Raw genomic sequence first — 17,778 nt, 5'->3', positions numbered from 1 at the left:
AATTTATTTCAATGCCTATATGATTAAACTAAACATATAAATGAATACTAAATTCTCTTTATTAACACTTCTCTTTTTATTTACAACAGTAGTTTTTGCTCAAAACGGTAGTATTAGTGGTACTATATTTGACAACGACTCAAACGAAGCTGTTCCCTTCGCAACAATAGCTGTTATTGATTCTTCATCGCAAACCGTAAAAGGAGCAATTTCCACAGATGAAGGTAAGTTTAATATCAATAATATTAATTATGGTACTTATAGTCTTCAAATTTCCTTTATAGGTTATCAAACTATTACGTTAAATAATATTACACTTTCAAAAACTTCTCCAGAAGTAAATATGAAAACGGTTATGTTAAAACCTCAATCGGAATCTTTAAACGAGGTAACCATTAAAGCTATAAAAAAAACAGCCTCTACTAAAATTGATAGAAAAACCTATAGTACAACAGATTTTGAAACTGCTAAAGGAGGAAATGCTGCAGATGTTTTAAATAAGCTCCCATCGGTTACTGTAGATCCAAATGGAAATGTTTCTGTAAGAGGCACATCTGATTTTATGGTTTACTTAAACGGAAAACCAACACAAGTTGATGCCAGCACTCTACTTTCTCAAATTTCGGCTAATGCAATCAATAAAATTGATGTTATTACAGTACCAACTGCACGCTATGATGCGCAAGGTAAAGGAGGTATTATAAATATTTCAACAAAAACTAAAGGGATTGAAGGTTTATCTATCTCTGCTAATGGTTTAATTGGTGGTGCTCCATGGGCTAATATTACAGATAAATATAGTAATTACAAACTAAATGATGATCGCTATGGAGGTGGACTTAATCTCGTTTACAATAAAAATAACATGTCTCTATATGGAGGTTTTAACTATAATAAAAAGAATGTGAATGGAAAACGTTCTGGAGATGCTCGAGTTTTAGTAAAAGATCCTTTAGGAGAATACTTTCATATGGTAGCAGCTGGTGAGCGTCCAGAATGGTATGAGTACTATTCTGCTAATGCTGGCGTCGATTTTAAATTAAGCAATAAAGACCAATTATCTTTATCTTATTTTTATGGTAATAGAACTGCTGGTAGAGCCGCTTATTATATTTACAATAACTTTTTTGCAGAAGCAGACAAGTCAAATAAAAATTTAACTTCAGAAACATGGGTTTACAACCCTAATATAGATAATAGATTTGGAGAATACCATACCATAAATGCAGATTATTCTATTGATTTTAATGAATCTTCTAATTTAAAAATAGCAACATCTTATGAAAACTCAGATTTAAGTAGAGAGCTTACCAATCAAAATTACGATTATAATCCAACTACAGATACTGCAAGTTCTACAATAGATCAAGGCTATTCACTATCAGATAGTACGCCGTTAAAAGGATTCAGGTTCTCAATTGATTATTCAAAAAATATCAATGAAACAGATGTTTTAGGATTTGGATTTCAAACAAATTATGCAAATATAGCTGGTGATTTTAATTTTGAAAATAACTTAGTGACCAAAGACTTAGATAATTCTATAGATTTATCTCGTACAGTATATGCTGCATATGCAGATTATTCTGGTAATGTTGGGAAACTAGATTATATCGTTGGTTTAAGAACTGAGTATGGAGATCAAAATATGGATGTAACCAATACAGATTATTTAACCCTATTTAATAATACTGGAAGATCTAATTATGAAGATAAAGAATTTGATCTTTTTCCTTCTGCTCATTTAAGTTATTCAATATCTGAAAAAGATAAATTAATATTAGCATCTAGTAGACGTATTAATCGTCCTTCTGTAACTAATTTAGCCCCATTTTTATATCGTCGTCATTTTGAAGTCTATGTGGTTGGAGATCCAGAACTTGAGGCTGAATATTTAAATAATGTAGAACTAACATATGATACTAAAATTGGAAAAAACACCTTTAGCCTAACTGGGTTTTACAGAGGTACAGATAACGCTGTTTTTAGAGTGAATACCACAACTACCAATGTTGAAAATCCAGATGTATTTGATATTTTACAAGAAAATGTTTTAATACGAAGTTATACTAATGCTGGTAATTCAACTGCTCTAGGAGCAGAATTAAATGCAAATATTGTAGTAACTTCTTTTGCTAAACTATTTTTAGGAGGTTCGTTATATAATTTTAATATAAAGGGTGATGTTTTTGGTTACAACGTTGATAACTCTAGTACTAACTGGACACTTAAAGGAAACTTAAATTTAAACTTATCTCAAACCTTTAAATTTAATTTTGATTATAACATCAAATCTAGAACAGTAACATCTCAAGGATCTAACGATAGTTTTTCAATGGCTAACATTGCTTTAAATTATAAACCTAAAAATTTAAAAGGCTGGGATTTTTCACTTAGAGGATTGGATATCTTTAGTACAAACTTACAAGGCTTAGATACTAATGCTTTTAATGGCTCGCAAGAACAAATATTCTATCAAGAAACAGAATATACGCGCAATGGTCCAATTGTAGAACTAGGCATTAATTATACCTTAAATATGAAAGGAAAAAAGAAAAAGGAAAAAACCTTTGAAGGGAATAAGCACTTTAAATAATTTTTGAATACTATCTATAAAAATTAAATGACCAAGTGCTTATTTATTGTGCTTGGTATTTTAATTATTAATAAATATAATCCCTAAAGCCTATGTAACAAACTAGTTTTGTTACATAGGCTTTATAATACAACTATATTATTCTGAAATAACTTTCTAGAATAAGGTTAAAGCATTCTAGATATACAGCTCTTTACAAATTGTACTCTATCATTTATAATCATAGAGTTTTTAAACTTCCCCATGAACTAAATCTATCTATAAGTTTTTATATGATAAAATGTATTTTTTTTACATCAAAAAAAAGAAGAAATATATTACAAATTAAAATACATTAAGTAAATTGTAAAAAAAATATTACTATTTAATTCATGTTGAGTAAATCATTTTATATTATTCTAATATTATTCATTGGAAAAAATGTGTTTTCTCAAAGAAGGTATAATCATTTTTCAGTAGAAATATCATATGGATTTAATATTCCTGCTATACCACGAAATAATATTTTAATACCTGATTATATTTTACCTAATCATCTCGATATTGGAATAAGATATATGTTTGACGAATATTTTGGTTTAAAAGCTCATTATGCTAACGATAGATTTAGAAATAAAAGTGATAAAAAAATTGGGAATGGCTACCATAGATTAGGTTTTGAAGCTGTATATAATTTAAGTAATAGACTTAATCTATTTAATAACAATTTTAATCTCTTATTTCATGCTGGAATAGGTATTACGCATGCATATCCAGAAACCATAAAACGATTCGAAAATGGAGGTAAATTTACTTTTGATTTAACACCATACGGAACTAAAAGATATGAAAGAATTGGGAATATTATATTGGGTTTAAAACCTATGTTTAGGTATTCAAATGACTTAGCAATAACACTAGACGCAGTTTATGTACTTAATTCGCAGCAACAGTATGCTTATAATGGCGAACTATTATATAAAAATAGAAAAAAGATACAAGGAGGCTTTATAAATTTTACTGTTGGAATCCATTTTTATTTGGGAAGAGAAAGAAGACATGCCGATTGGTATAATAACGGCAGAAAATATTAAATACACAAACTAATTGAATAATATAACTAAATATTTAAAGAAAAACTTTTTAGTTTCTTCTAGTAAAACAGTAGTGACATCTTTAGTTACATTGCTTCTATTACCTCTAATAATTGAACGATTAGGTTTAAAACTATACGGCATTATTAGTCTTACTTTACTTTTTAGTGGAACATCTTCCTTGATCGATTTAGGCTTATCGAAAGCTGTCATTTTGTTAAGCAATAAAACATCAGAAAACAAAATAATATCCTCCGCATTGTACATTAATTTAATAATAATAAGCATATTAACTATTCCTTTTATCTTATTACAATTATTATCTGTAGACTTACTTGGGAGTCATCTAAATATCGACAAAACAAATAAGTTTCTAATATTAAATACCGGTTTCTTACTCTTAACATTAATGCTCTTAAATAATTTATGCAAAGCTATATTAGAGTCCAAATATAAAGTACACATAGTCAACTTAACTTTAGCCATATATACTCCAACACTTTATACTATTATTTTCGTGCTTAGCTTTTTTACAGAACAATGCATCACCTACATTTTAACACCATTTGTTTTAACACTATTAATGCTACTTTTTAATATTATTTATATAAAACAACACACAACTATTAAAATAATAAAAGTAACTAAAAAGGATCTTAAACATGTTATAAAAAAATCATTAGCTTTTTTAAACATAGGTCTTATTAATAGCATGATAATGCCTATAATGCGATATGCATTTGTAATTCTTGTTGCCGATGTTGGACTTTATGCAATATTTGATTTATCATTTAAAATAGCTATGCTCGCCAACAGCTTTATCCTCTCATTGGCAACACCAATGTTTGCTGTTTTTTCAAAAGAAATTCAAGAAAATTCAAGAAAAATGATCCAAGTATCTTATAGAATATTTTACATATCTACAGCTCTTTATTTAACAACTACTCTAGCATATTATCTTTTTGGCAGTTACTTTTTAACATTTTTGAATATAAGCTCTAAAAACCTTGACCTTTTATATAACATTACATTTTTACTAATAATTTCTTTAGGTAGCGTAGCCTTAGTTGAGATATTCTATAGGTACTTTCTAGCTAATAATCAATTAATAAAAGCTTTTTTATTAAAATTAATTGTACCTATTATAGGTCTTATGCTCTTTTTTGTTTTTAAAGGTATTGACCTTATATATAGATTTATTTATGCTTATGGAACAGGTTTAATCATTAGTGCTATTGCAATTGCTTTAAGTTTTATGATTTATAACAAGAATAAAATTTCTATTAAAATATGATTTTTGTCTTAATCCTTTTTTTTAGTCTAGCTTTAATATTAGCTCTTGGTTATCCTAGCTATTTTCTGGTATTTTATATATTAGCTACAACCAAGTTTTTAGGTTTTATAGATCCAGCTTCTTTTATTATCGGAAGCATAGAAATAGGATATTTTGGGCTCAATACTATTGCTATTATTAGTGTGTTTTTTCAAAAAAAATGGTTTCTAATACCTAAAAAAACACAGTGGTTTATTTATTTAATATTACTCATGTTAGCTTATGGAATTATTAAACCTTTTTTAGATAATAACTCTTCAATTTTTCATGCATTCGTAGCAAGTAAAGAAACATGGTTTTACTTCCTTTTTTTATATCTCGTAGTCTATCGTTATAGCATAAATAATAAACTACTTTTAAATACTCTTAAGCTTATAGGTATATACTTAAGTCTTGTATATATAATTGGAAAAATTTCTCTACAACTTGTCCCTCCAGTATACAATAATGAAACTTTTGTTAGAACATTTTTCCCCACATACATAAGTTTAGCTGTATTTATATATGCAATTAGAATAAAGTATAGTATTATTAAAAATATAAAAGATAGAATCCTAATTTTAATACTCTTTCTAGGTCTTTTTTTAGCAGCCCACCTAAGCTTAACCATCATGACTTTAGCTGGCTTTTTATTATACAAATACATTTATGACAAAAAACTTCGCCTTAACATATTCTTCATTAGTCGTTTCATTTTCATTACATTTTTTGGAGTCTCTCTAACACTTTTAGCTATAACAGACTTATATGAAAAAGTAACACATGATGTTAATGCTATTATTAGTGGAGAAGATAATGCTTTAAACTCTAGAGATATTTATAACGAATTTAGATGGAAAGCTATTGAAAAACAAAAGGAGTCTGGCTACGGCTTTATACACCAATCTTCAAACTTCATGAAAAATATTAAAATATCTGGAAATAATAGATTTATGGAACGCTTTACTGTTATAGACTCGGGGTATGTTGATCTCCTTATTAAATTTGGAACTATAGGAACTACAATTATTATTATAATACTTGTTCTATACTATTCTCAAGGATTTTTTAACACATATAAAAACCCTTTATCATTAGCTATGTCAATTTATTTGATGCAATATCTCTTTATTAATTATACTTGGTCTGTTTTCACATTTGCTCATGGTATTATTCCTGGCGTACTAGCATTTCATCTTTCATTAACGAGTAATATAAACGAATTAGATAATAACTAATGTCAACAAAAATTCTTTACATATTATCTTCCTTTAATAAGTTTGGAGGCACTCCAAAAAAAACTATGGATCTAATTAAGCACTCATCAAACACATGTTATCTATATGTTTGGGGAAATGCTTATTCTAAAGAATTTAAGGAAGAATTTATTAGCTCTGGAGCCAATATTTTTGAAGGGAATTATAAAAGAAATATTTTTAAACATATTAATAGTTTACTAAAAATTATTGATAAGCACGATATAAAAATTATTCAATCTCAATTCTTTTTTGGAGAGTTATTGGCAGGAATATTAAAAACATTAAGACCAAAAATAAAACTAGTTATTGCTTTTGTTGGTTCTTTATCTCCTACAGGATATAAAAAGCAAATTCTAAACTTAATATACAATAAAGTAGATGCCTTTGTTTACATTTCTAAATATGTTCAAGAAGAAAAAATAAAAGCCCATTCAAAGTTAAAGAACACTAAAGGCGTTATAATTTATAATGGCACCATTAAGCCAATATCTACAAATAAAGTTATAGAAAAAAATAAAAATACTATCTCTATTTTATGTGTTTCATCTCTATTAAAAATAAAAAACATACAAATCTTAATAGATTGTTTAATCATACTTTTAAAGAAAAAATACACCAATATAGAGTTCTTAATTGCAGGTGACGGACCAGAAAGAAAAGAATTAGAAAAACAAATTCACGAAAAAGGCTTAACTAACAATTTTACCCTTTTAGGTCACAAAAAAAACATTGGCGATTTACACAAAACAACAAATATTTTTGTGCATCCCTGTTATATTGAAGGTTTTGGTATTGCTGTTGCAGAAGCTATGCTTGAAGGAAAACCAATTATTGTTTCTAATACTGGAGCATTACCCGAACTTATTAAAGATAAAAACACAGGACTCTTAGTTAATCCATTCGATGCCGAGCAATGGGCAAACGCAATTATAAAACTTATTGAACAACCAGATTATGCTAAAAAACTAGCCTCTAATGCTAAACAATATGCTGAAAAAGAATTTTCAGTAAAACGATTTGTTGATGATTATAATAAACTTTATGAAAATTTAACAGCAGCCACACCATCAAATGTAACAGCTAAAAACTATTATAAGATGAAAACCTAAATTATGATTCACAAACTAATAAAATATTTGCATAAAGAATCTATAGATTACTGTATCATTAATGGTTACAAATCATTGTTTGATATATCTTTAAATAACAGTGATGTAGATATATTATTTAAAAATAAGGATTTTTTAAAAATAGAAGATATTCTAAAAACATTTTGTCTCTTAGAAAATTTTAAAATCGTTCAAATTTACCATCAAGACGTTTATTCAAAAAACATTTTCCTTTTTAATCCTAAAACAAATAAATTGTTAAACCTAGATAGTTATGGTAAACTTCAAAGAAAAAACACAACGTTCTTTAGTGAAACCGAAATTTTTAATAATCTGTTTTCATATAAAGGAATAAAAACACTAACAACTCACCATGAATTCTTTCATTATTTACTAAAAAAAATAGATAAAAATGATATTACAGATGTATCATTCAACTATCTACGATCTCTATTTCTAAAAGAAGAAGAACTGTGCCAAAAAGTACTTCAACAAAACTTTAAAAGTCTTTCAAGTACTATTATTAAAGCATTTCAAACTAAAAACAAAAAAATACTCTTGGATTTTATTGAAGCATTAAAAACAGACATAAAAACCAAATCATCTATCACTCATAATGCTAAAAACAAATTAAGAATTCTTAAACGTATTATAAAACCAACGGGAATTGCCATTTCTTTTTTAGGACCTGACGGTTCTGGCAAGTCCACTATAATTGATGGTTTAATCAATAAGACTCTGCCTTATAGAAAAACAGCTTACTTTCATTTAAAACCAATTATAAATAATACTACAAATTCATCAAAAGTAACTAAAGCCCCTCATAAATATAAACCATATTCAAAATCGAAATCCTATTTTAAATTACTCTTTTTTATATATCAATATAACCTAGGCTGGATTAAAAATATAAGTTCATTAAGAATAAAATCGACCTTAATTATTTTTGATAGATATTATGATGACTTAATAGTAGATTATAAACGCTATAGATATGGAGGCTCAAAAAATATCGCAAAACTAACGCGTCACTTTATTCCTAAACCTGAGCTCTATTTTATTCTTACCGCAGATGCAAATATTATTTATAGTAGAAAACAAGAAGTAGATTACTATGAATTACAAACTCAAATTGAAGATTATAAAACATTAGTTAATGGAAAACAATATCATTATATCGATGCAAACAAGTCTCCCGAATCCATTGTTAATGAAGTATATTCAATCCTAATGAAAAAAATGCATGAAAGATATTAGTTTTTTTTCTGAAGATAATTACTTGTATTTACCAAGTATGAAACACCCCAAAGTAATATTAGCGGTTGGCAATAGAACAGTTGCGAAAAATGCTTTTAAATTATATAATCCTTTTTCTTATAAAGCAAAAAGTTTAAAAATAATTAGTCAATTTCTATTCATAAACTTTAATGCCCTAATACGTTTTTTGATTGTAACCAAATCGCATAAAAAATCAGAATTCATTGAATATCTAGAAAATAGATTTAACACTCAATTTACTGTTTCAGTATATTATTCTACAGAAAAAGACAAAGTAGTTTTACAATTACAATCCAACAATTCTATTTTTGGTTATCTAAAATTTCCAATAAACAAATTAGGCGTTATAAATTTAAACATTGAGAAAGATGCTATTAAATTATTATCAAAAAAAGAAATTGTAGAACCATTCATATTGTCCGCAACTTATGGAAATATCCCCTTTTTAATAACACCACAGCTAAAAGGTAAAATAGGAATTCCAGCAGAAAATGATATTGAAAATTTGGTTTCTCAATTAAAAAAAGAATCAAAACACAAATTAATAGACCATCCAAGAATTAAAGGCTTGTATTATGACCTAGAGAAGTTACAATTAGAATCGTACAGATTACAAATGGATCTAATTTTAGCAAATTCAGCTGAATATTATTATGAAGCCTTTGAACATGGCGATTTTGCCCCTTGGAATATAATCAAAACTCATAAAGGTCTTGTTCCTTTTGATTTTGAGTTTTTTATTAAAAACGGTATAGAATATTTCGATTTAATAAAATATCATTTTCAAGTTGGCAGGCTTCTTAAAAAAAAATCCCCCGTTCCCCTTTCCAACTATATCTTTAATAAAATAAAAACTAAAAATATAGAATCTTTGGTAGCACTGTTTCTAATAAAAGAAATCATTACCCTAGAAAGAACAAATGAATCTCATCAATTTCATGATAATATGCTAAACTTTATTTGTGAATAAACAACTTAAAATACTCGTATCTTGTTACGCTTGTAGCCCTTATAGAGGTTCCGAGCCAGGAATGGGCTGGAATTTTATTAAAACATTAAGTAAGCATCATGAAGTGCATGTTATTACAGAAAAAGAAAAGTGGGAAAAAGACATTAAAAAATCTATTAAAGAAGAAAACATAACAAACATTCACTTCTATTTTATTAAGAAAAAAAGAAATAAAAAACTTCGAAAAATATGGCCGCCATCCTATTATTGGTTTTATAAAGCATGGCAAAAAAAGGCTTATTACTTAGCCAAACAACTGGATATAAAAGAAAATTTTGATCTCATCCATCAACTTAATATGGTTGGTTATAGAGAACCAGGATATCTATGGAAAATAGATAAACCATTCGTTTGGGGTCCCATAGGAGGCACTCAAAATATACCATGGCGTTTATTTCCAGCATTTAATACCTACGGTAAATTATTTTATGGAGGGAGGAATATTGTCAATACTCTTCAAAAACATTTTTTAAAGCGCCCACGCTTAGCTGCTAAAAGACCTTTATCAACATTAATTGCTGCTACTCCAGATATTCAAAAAGATATTTTTAAATTATGGAATCAACCATCAGAAATTATAACAGAAGTCGGTACTAATACCTTTTTAGAAATTACGCCTTTTAAGAGGCAAACCAATGGGACTTTAAAAATTGTATGGTCTGGCCAACATACTTCAGGTAAAGCATTAAATATTTTATTAAAAAGTTTAGCTCAACTAGATTCAAAAACAAATTGGGAATTAGATATTTTAGGAATTGGTGCAGAAACTAAACGTTGGAAATCTTTAGCAAATAAATTACACCTTTCTAATCGTTGTAAATGGCATGGCTGGATTCCTAAAGACGACGCTTTACATATTATGAAAAATGGACACATATTATGTATAACTAGCCTCAAAGATTTAACAGCAACAGTTACACTTGAAGCTATTTCCCTTGGCTTGCCTATTATTTGTTTAGATCATTGTGGTTTTACTCATGTAGTTAATAACAAATGTGGTATCAAGGTTAAAGTTACTAATATAAATACCATTCATAATAATTTCAAAGAAGCCATAGAGCTACTATATACAGATGAAAAATTAAGAAAACAATTATCTGTAGGTGCATTAAAAAGAGTTAAGGATTTTACATGGAATAAAAAAATTGAAAAATTAAATACTATTTATTCAAAGCTATTAGATGAAACTACTAATTATTCATAATAAATATGGTAAACATAGCGGAGAAGAAGCCGTTGTTAATACTCAAGTAAACCTTTTAAAATCTAAAGGTCATCAAGTTATTACCTATTTTAGAAGTAGTAAAGAGTTAGAAAATATAACAAATGGTAAAATAAGAGCTTTTTTTACAGCATTCCATAATTCTAAAGTCATAGATGATATCAAAACATTAATCTGTAAAGAAAAACCAGATATTGTTCATATTCATAATTTATACCCCATTATATCTCCAGCTATCCTACCTGAAATTAAAAAAGCTGGAATTCCTATAGCAATGACAATACATAACTATAGATTACTTTGCCCAAACGGATTATTTTTTACCAATGGAAATGTTTGTGAAAAATGTACTGGCTTTGGTAAGGAGCTTAATTGTATAAGTAATAACTGTGAAAGTTCAATTTTTAAAAGTACGGGTTATGCATTAAGAAATTTATGGGCGAGAACCAATAAACATTACATTAATAATGTTGATGCATATCTATGCCTAACTAATTTCCAAAAGGAAAAACTTATTACAAACGGTTTTGAAAAAAATAAATGTTTCGTAATCCCCAATATATACAATAAAGGCATTAGGGATATAGAATACAATATTAACAACCGCCATTATGTTGCTTTTGCAGGCAGGATAAGTCCAGAAAAAGGGATTCCTCTTTTATTAGAAGCTGCTAAAAGATTACCACAAATCAATTTTCAAGTTGCTGGTGAGATGCGAGAAGGATATGAAAAAGAATTAAAGATACCCAGAAACGTTATTTTAAAAGGTATGCTTAATACAAATGAAATGAAAACATTTTATTCCAAAGCAAGGCTATATCTACATACAAGCATCTGTTATGAAGGGTTTCCAATGGTATTCCCTGAAGCAATGGCATTTAAACTTCCTATAATAGCACCTAAAATGGCTGGCTACCCAGAAATAGCCGAAAATGATGTCAATGGTCTTTTATTTGAACCTCAAAATAGCTTAGATCTTACAAAAGTGATTTCCAATATTTGGCATGATGAAATCAAACTAAAACGTTTAGGAACAAACGGGTTTAAAAAAATGAAAGAAAAATACAATACTGATTCTTATTACAGTTTATTAGAATCTGCATATAATTTCATTCAAAATTAACTTTTAATAATACGTATCATGGATTTAAAAAACATTGTAGATAAACATGTATTCTCTTCAAATTTAAATGAAATAAATCTAAATAAAAGGTGCATTATAAATACAATAAACCCACACTCTTACTGTGTTGCAAAAAATGATATAACTTTTCAAAAAACCTTACTAAATAGTGATATCCTTTTACCAGACGGCATAGGAATAGTATTAGCTACAAAAATGTTATGTGGTAAGACCATAAAGAAAATAGCTGGTGCAGATATTCACAAACACTTATTAGAATATGCTAATTCAAACCACAAAAAAGTATTTTATTTAGGATCAGCTCAAAATACCTTAAGTTTAATTACTAATAGATTAAAAGTAGAATATCCAAATATTATAGTCTCAAGCTATTCACCTCCATATAAAAAGGAATTTACTAAAGAAGACTCTACAATAATGGTTAATGCTGTTAATACTTTTAATCCAGACATTTTATTTGTTGGAATGACAGCTCCAAAACAAGAAAAATGGGTAGAAACATATAAATCGGATATAGATGCTACAGTTATTACTTCTATAGGTGCCGTTTTTGACTTTTATGCAAGAACCGTAAAGCGATCTAGTCCTTTTTGGATAAATTTTGGTTTAGAATGGTTACCTAGATTTATTAAAGAACCTAGACGGCTATGGCGTAGAAACCTTATTTCAACACCACTATTCATATGGTATTTAAGTAAATCTAAACTTAATTTGAATTAAGCTTATCGTTTTTAGTAGTTAGCTTACATAAAAAACAAAAATTCTTTTCAATAAATGCTGTTTCACATTAAATAATTAATAATATATACATATTATCTAATCAAATATAGCTTCCCTTTTATAAATTTTACCCAAATTATTCTTGAATCTGGTTATAACTCTTATAAGTTAAGTTTATACTACCTATAAAGTTAATTTACAACATGTTTAATACAAACATCCAGTAAAAACAATTGCTATCATCTTAATAAGATTTATTTTCTTACAAAAAATTATTTTTTGTAGTATTTTTTTGTAGATTAGCAATTCCCAACTATTAAAATAAACACCATGAATATTATAACAAATACACCTATACATCTATATAACAATAGCATAGAATGGATTATAGCTTCATTATGTCTATCTGCGATAGTATCTTATTATTCTTATCCAATTATAATTAAAATTTCGAAAATAAAAGAATTAATGCAAGAACCTGGAAATAGAAGTTCACACATTCGTAAAACTCCAAACTTAGGTGGAATTGGGATTTTTTTAGGAATTGTAACTGTACTTACTTTTTTAGGTAGTATAATGTCTTACAATAACTTGTTATGCCTTATAGGAGCTTTAATATTATTGTTTTTTACAGGATTAAAAGATGATTTAGTTGAATTGTCACCAATTAATAAATTATTTGGACAAATAATAGCTTCTCTATGTATAATAATTATAACAGATATTAGAATTCATAGCTTCTTTGGAATCTTTGGGATAGATTTATTACCTTATACTTTTTCAATTATTTTTACATTATTTGTATTTATTTTAGTAATAAATGCCTTTAATTTAATTGATGGAGTTGATGGACTTGCTGGGTGTCTAGGTATAATATCAAGTATACTATTTGGTGTGTTTTTCTTTTTTAACGGTAATGATTCAATCCTCTTCATATCTCTAAGTCTAATTGGAGCCTTAGCAACATTTTTAATCTTTAACTTTTCAAAAACAAAAAAAGTATTCATGGGAGACACAGGTTCAATGATTGTAGGTTTTTTAATAACATATCAAAGTGTTAGTTTTTTAAGAGTATATCACAATGTAGAGCTGTTCTCATCACTTACCAATCCTCCAGTATTGGTAATTGCCATTCTTAGTTTTCCTTTAATGGATACATTAAGAGTATTTATAATTAGATTGATTAACAAAAGAAATCCTTTTTCAGCTGATAAAAATCATATCCATCACAATCTTCTTTCTTTAGGCTTTAAACACTGGGAAATCTCATTAATTGCATCAGTTTTTATTGTAATAATGGCTGCTCTAGCTTATAAATTTAATGACATAAACCCACATCTATTACTTTTTGTTCTTATGGTTCTTAGCTTTATTTTTTCTATTACTCCATTTTTAATTTTAAAAATGTTACAAATCAATGAATCTAAGTTTAATTCTATAAACTCTGAGACTATTAGTTCATTAGCTAACATTAATAAAAAACCATACTATTCTCTCAAATTAGAAAAAGTATATAATTCTATATTAAATATTTTTTTAACAGTAATTATTTACCTTTCATTGTAGTAAAATACTTGTTATTTTTAATATCTTTATAGACATTAATTAACACAACTAAAATGTTAAAACTAGAAACCGCAAATATATATGCAGTTTTATTAATAATTACTTTCCTCATATTTTCATCTTGTGCTTCAAAAAAGGATATACTCTATTTACAAGATATCGATAATAAAGAAGGTAGAAAAATTAATTATGTATCTAACAAAATTCAAATTAATGATGTGTTAGCTATTAAAATAAGTTCTCTTTATCCTGAAGCAGCAATTCCATATAATTTTGATAATAGTCTATCTACAAATTCAAGTTTTATTGAAACCCTTAAATTACAAGGAAATCTAGTATCACCTGAAGGTAACATTATACTACCAGTTATAGGATCTGTTAAAGTTTTAAAAAAATCTACTACAGAATTAGAACTTCATATTAAATCTATTCTTGAATCTGGTGGTTATTTAAAAAATGCCATAGTAAGCGTTCGAATTCTTAACTCAAAAATCACCATTTTGGGAGAAGTTGTTGCGCCAGGGACGTACACTATTACAGAACAAAATGTTACTTTATTACAAGCCATTGGTTATGCTGGAGATTTAAAAATAAATGGGAATAGAAAAGATGTTCTAGTCATTAGAGATATTAATGGTATTCAACATATCAAGCATATTGACTTAACTCAAACCGATTGGTTTGAAAGTCCTTTTTATTTTCTAAAACAAAATGATGTTATTATAATAAGTCCCAATAATACAAAAATTAAAAGTTCAGGGTATATTGGCAATGCAGGTACAGTATTAACAATAGCATCAATTTTGTTAAGCACTGTTATTATATTGACTAGATAATTTAAAAATGGCAAAAACTCCTTACTATTTATCTAATGACAAAGATACTTTCAATATAAAAGAAGAAGCTGTTAAGTATATTCGTAATTGGCCTTGGTTTATAATAACAATGTTTTTATTTATTTCTATTGCTTTTTTCTATTTAAAATACACCTCTGTAAATTATAAAACTGTTGGGAAAATTAAAATTCTAGATGATTCATCAAAGTCTTTAGAATTGCCTAATGGCATATATTCTTTATTTGAAAGTTCTAAAGTAAATTTAGAAAATGAAATAGAAGTAATAAAATCGCATCGCTTATTAGAAAATGTAGTAAAAAAACTAAATCTAAATGTTACATATTTTGAAGAAGGCACAATTAAAAGTAAAGAGGTTTGGATTACTCCATTCAAAATATCCCAAATAGATTCCATTCAAAAACTTCCTGAAAATCAATATTTCATAATAGAAATAAACTCTAATGGATATAATATTTCTAAATCTGAAACTAAAGAATGGAAAATTGATACACATAGATTAGATAGTGTTTATTCCGATTTACCTTTTTTAATTAAAAACACCTCCGATTCTACAATAAAAAAGCATCTAGGGAAAAAGTATAAAGTTGTATTTAGTAGTATTAGACAAGCCACCATGAAATTATCTTCTAAATTAAAAGTGAACCATGTCGGCAAGTCTAGCGATATTTTATCATTATCTACTATTGGCGAATCAAATTTAAAATCGGAGACTATTATAAATGAAATAATTAATCAATTTGATATAGACGGTATTTTAGATAGGCAACTACTATCACAAAGAACTATAGATTTTGTTGATGGCCGTTTTGTTTTTCTTACCAAGGAACTAGACTCCATAGAAAATAATAAAAAAGGATTTAAACAGAATAATAACCTAAGCGACATTAGCTTAGATACAGAATATACTATTGTTAGAAAAGCAAATACTTTTGATGAAGTTTTACAATTAGAAACACAACTAGAAATCGCAAAACTTTTAGGAGAAACACTAGATAATCAAGATATATTCAACTTATTACCCGCTAATATAGGTCTAGAAAATGTTGGAATTAATGGATTAATAAACGATTTTAATCTTGAGATAAATCATCGAAATAAGATAATTAAAAGTGCAGGTATAAACAATCCTATTATCTTAAGTCTAGAGAATAAATTAATTAAGTTAAAATCAAACATTTTAAAATCTGTAATTGCTTATGAAAAACAAACAAAAACAGCACTAAAAAAAGCTAATAAGGTAAATCATAAAACAAATGGATTATTTTCTGGGATTCCGAAAAAAGAAAAGATATTAAGATCTATAGAACGGCAACAGCATATAAAAGAAACTTTGTACATACTATTGCTAGAAAAAAGGGAAGAAGCTGCAATAAATTTAGCCATAACATCTCCTTCTATAAAAGTAGTAGATTATGCGATAACTAGCTCAATTCCTATATATCCCAAAAAAGTAAACATTTATTTTATTGCCTTAAGTCTTGGCTTTATCTTACCCTTTATTTTTTTCTATATTTTATTCTTTATTGATTCAAAAATCCATAACAAGGAAGATATCGTGTTAAAAAATAAAAAAACGCCTGTTAGTGGAGAAATTCCTTTCTTTAAAGATCGTAAAATTTTAAAAGGAACTTCAGATAATTCAGTATTATCTGAATCCTTTAGACTTTTAAGAACAAACATTGATCATCAATTAAGTAACCAATCTGATTTTATTGAAAATACAGGAAAAGTTATATATGTTACATCTACAATAAAAGGAGAAGGAAAAACCTTTACATCAATTAATTTAGCGGTATCTTATTTGGCTTTAAACAAAAAAATAATCCTAATAGGTGCAGATTTTAGAAACCCACAAGTCCATTCTTATTTTAATGTAACAAAAATGGCTAAAGGTCTATCTAATTTTTTAAATGATACTCAAATTGAGTATGAGAATTTAATTGTTAACCATAACTTTTCAGATAATTCTAATTTAAAAATATTATTATCAGGTAATATCCCCCCAAGTCCAGCTGAATTATTATCTAATGGACGCTTTGAACAACTTTTACAAAAATTAAAAAAAGAATATGATTATATTATTGTTGATACTGCACCAACAATTTTAGTCACAGATACTCTACTAATTGCTCCATTTGCAGATACAATTATTTACGTAGTTAGATCACGCTACACTGATAAAAAATTATTAACATATACTAATGAACTTATAGAGTCTAATAAATTAGGAAATGTTAGTTATCTATTAAATGGAGTAATACCAAGTAGGTTATATGGATATAACTATAATTATGGATACAACTACGGATATGATCAAACAAGTCTCAAAAAACCTTGGTACTCAAGATTGTTTAATAGACAATAAAAAGGGATCAAGCCCAATTGTTGTGTTTATGCAAATATTCTGGTAAGTCTAAAAAGGAAGAATTCTACATTTTTGACTCCTAAAAATATTCCTTTATCCAAAATTTGTATAATTATTTTAAAACAATGACAAAAAAAATCCTCAACAAAGAAATGTTGAGGATTAATTAAACACTGAGTTAATATCAGTATCAAAAAAGGCAACGACCTACTCTCCCACAAATGCAGTACCATCGGCGCTAATGGGCTTAACTTCTCTGTTCGGAATG

13 protein-coding genes and 1 rRNA gene are annotated in these 17,778 nt (G+C 27.3%); 13 read left to right on the top strand and 1 reads right to left on the bottom strand.

Going from position 1 to position 17,778, the window contains the following annotated elements; all coding sequences use genetic code 11:
* Positions 1–40 precede the first annotated feature (40 nt).
* The 13 genes from A8C32_RS09595 to A8C32_RS09530 all read left to right on the top strand — a co-directional run bounded on the left by A8C32_RS09595 (position 41) and on the right by A8C32_RS09530 (position 17,510).
* Positions 41–2,596: a TonB-dependent receptor gene (locus A8C32_RS09595; protein ID WP_069830222.1), complete on the top strand. Its 2,556-nt coding sequence runs from the start codon at positions 41–43 to the stop codon at positions 2,594–2,596.
* Between the two features lie 422 nt (positions 2,597–3,018).
* Positions 3,019–3,669 carry a hypothetical protein gene (locus tag A8C32_RS09590; protein WP_165605820.1) on the top strand — a complete coding sequence of 217 codons (651 nt, stop codon included), beginning with the start codon at positions 3,019–3,021 and terminating at the stop codon, positions 3,667–3,669.
* Between the two features lie 13 nt (positions 3,670–3,682).
* Positions 3,683–4,963: an MATE family efflux transporter gene (locus A8C32_RS20305; RefSeq protein ID WP_123803378.1), complete on the top strand. Its 1,281-nt coding sequence runs from the start codon at positions 3,683–3,685 to the stop codon at positions 4,961–4,963.
* Entirely contained in the window at positions 4,960–6,219 is a 1,260-nt protein-coding gene (locus A8C32_RS09575; protein ID WP_069830218.1) for a hypothetical protein, read from the top strand. Before A8C32_RS20305 ends, A8C32_RS09575 begins: the two co-directional genes overlap by 4 nt.
* On the top strand, positions 6,219–7,349 hold the full coding sequence (locus A8C32_RS09570; protein ID WP_069830217.1) for a glycosyltransferase family 4 protein: 1,131 nt from the start codon (positions 6,219–6,221) through the stop codon (positions 7,347–7,349). The genes A8C32_RS09575 and A8C32_RS09570 overlap by 1 nt, the downstream gene beginning before the upstream one ends.
* A gap of 3 nt (positions 7,350–7,352) precedes the next feature.
* Positions 7,353–8,606 carry a nucleoside/nucleotide kinase family protein gene (locus A8C32_RS09565; protein WP_069830216.1) on the top strand — a complete coding sequence of 418 codons (1,254 nt, stop codon included), beginning with the start codon at positions 7,353–7,355 and terminating at the stop codon, positions 8,604–8,606.
* Positions 8,593–9,597 (top strand): hypothetical protein, encoded by a 1,005-nt coding sequence (locus A8C32_RS09560; RefSeq protein ID WP_069830215.1) that lies wholly within the window; start codon positions 8,593–8,595, stop codon positions 9,595–9,597. Before A8C32_RS09565 ends, A8C32_RS09560 begins: the two co-directional genes overlap by 14 nt.
* Positions 9,590–10,840 (top strand): glycosyltransferase, encoded by a 1,251-nt coding sequence (locus tag A8C32_RS09555; RefSeq protein WP_069830214.1) that lies wholly within the window; start codon positions 9,590–9,592, stop codon positions 10,838–10,840. The genes A8C32_RS09560 and A8C32_RS09555 overlap by 8 nt, the downstream gene beginning before the upstream one ends.
* On the top strand, positions 10,818–11,981 hold the full coding sequence (locus A8C32_RS09550) for a glycosyltransferase family 4 protein (RefSeq protein WP_069830213.1): 1,164 nt from the start codon (positions 10,818–10,820) through the stop codon (positions 11,979–11,981). Before A8C32_RS09555 ends, A8C32_RS09550 begins: the two co-directional genes overlap by 23 nt.
* Before the next feature lie 18 nt (positions 11,982–11,999).
* The gene (locus tag A8C32_RS09545) at positions 12,000–12,722 is read left to right on the top strand and encodes a WecB/TagA/CpsF family glycosyltransferase (protein WP_069830212.1); all 723 of its coding nucleotides are present in this window, start codon (positions 12,000–12,002) and stop codon (positions 12,720–12,722) included.
* A gap of 330 nt (positions 12,723–13,052) precedes the next feature.
* Positions 13,053–14,288 carry an MraY family glycosyltransferase gene (locus A8C32_RS09540; protein WP_069830211.1) on the top strand — a complete coding sequence of 412 codons (1,236 nt, stop codon included), beginning with the start codon at positions 13,053–13,055 and terminating at the stop codon, positions 14,286–14,288.
* Between the two features lie 53 nt (positions 14,289–14,341).
* Entirely contained in the window at positions 14,342–15,124 is a 783-nt protein-coding gene (locus A8C32_RS09535) for a polysaccharide biosynthesis/export family protein (RefSeq protein WP_069830210.1), read from the top strand.
* 7 nt (positions 15,125–15,131) lie between these two features.
* The gene (locus A8C32_RS09530; protein WP_069830209.1) at positions 15,132–17,510 is read left to right on the top strand and encodes a polysaccharide biosynthesis tyrosine autokinase; all 2,379 of its coding nucleotides are present in this window, start codon (positions 15,132–15,134) and stop codon (positions 17,508–17,510) included.
* 194 nt (positions 17,511–17,704) lie between these two features.
* Here the strand turns inward: A8C32_RS09530 and rrf are convergent.
* Positions 17,705–17,778 (bottom strand): 5S ribosomal RNA (gene rrf, locus A8C32_RS21470); the annotation flags it as partial.

Source organism: Flavivirga aquatica, assembly GCF_001747085.1.
Classification (GTDB): Bacteria; Bacteroidota; Bacteroidia; order Flavobacteriales; family Flavobacteriaceae; genus Algibacter_C; species Algibacter_C aquatica.
The sequence above is the reverse complement of the archived record's forward strand: the minus strand, read 5'-3'. Positions and strand labels throughout refer to the sequence as shown.

Coding starts and splice junctions, on each gene's coding strand:
- A8C32_RS09575 (WP_069830218.1), top strand. CDS start 4,960: ATGATTTTTGTCTTAATCCTTTTTTTTAGTCTAGCTTTAATATTAGCT.
- A8C32_RS09560 (WP_069830215.1), top strand. CDS start 8,593: ATGAAAGATATTAGTTTTTTTTCTGAAGATAATTACTTGTATTTACCA.
- A8C32_RS09550 (WP_069830213.1), top strand. CDS start 10,818: ATGAAACTACTAATTATTCATAATAAATATGGTAAACATAGCGGAGAA.
- A8C32_RS09565 (WP_069830216.1), top strand. CDS start 7,353: ATGATTCACAAACTAATAAAATATTTGCATAAAGAATCTATAGATTAC.
- A8C32_RS09570 (WP_069830217.1), top strand. CDS start 6,219: ATGTCAACAAAAATTCTTTACATATTATCTTCCTTTAATAAGTTTGGA.
- A8C32_RS09530 (WP_069830209.1), top strand. CDS start 15,132: ATGGCAAAAACTCCTTACTATTTATCTAATGACAAAGATACTTTCAAT.
- A8C32_RS09595 (WP_069830222.1), top strand. CDS start 41: ATGAATACTAAATTCTCTTTATTAACACTTCTCTTTTTATTTACAACA.
- A8C32_RS09540 (WP_069830211.1), top strand. CDS start 13,053: ATGAATATTATAACAAATACACCTATACATCTATATAACAATAGCATA.
- A8C32_RS09535 (WP_069830210.1), top strand. CDS start 14,342: ATGTTAAAACTAGAAACCGCAAATATATATGCAGTTTTATTAATAATT.
- A8C32_RS09545 (WP_069830212.1), top strand. CDS start 12,000: ATGGATTTAAAAAACATTGTAGATAAACATGTATTCTCTTCAAATTTA.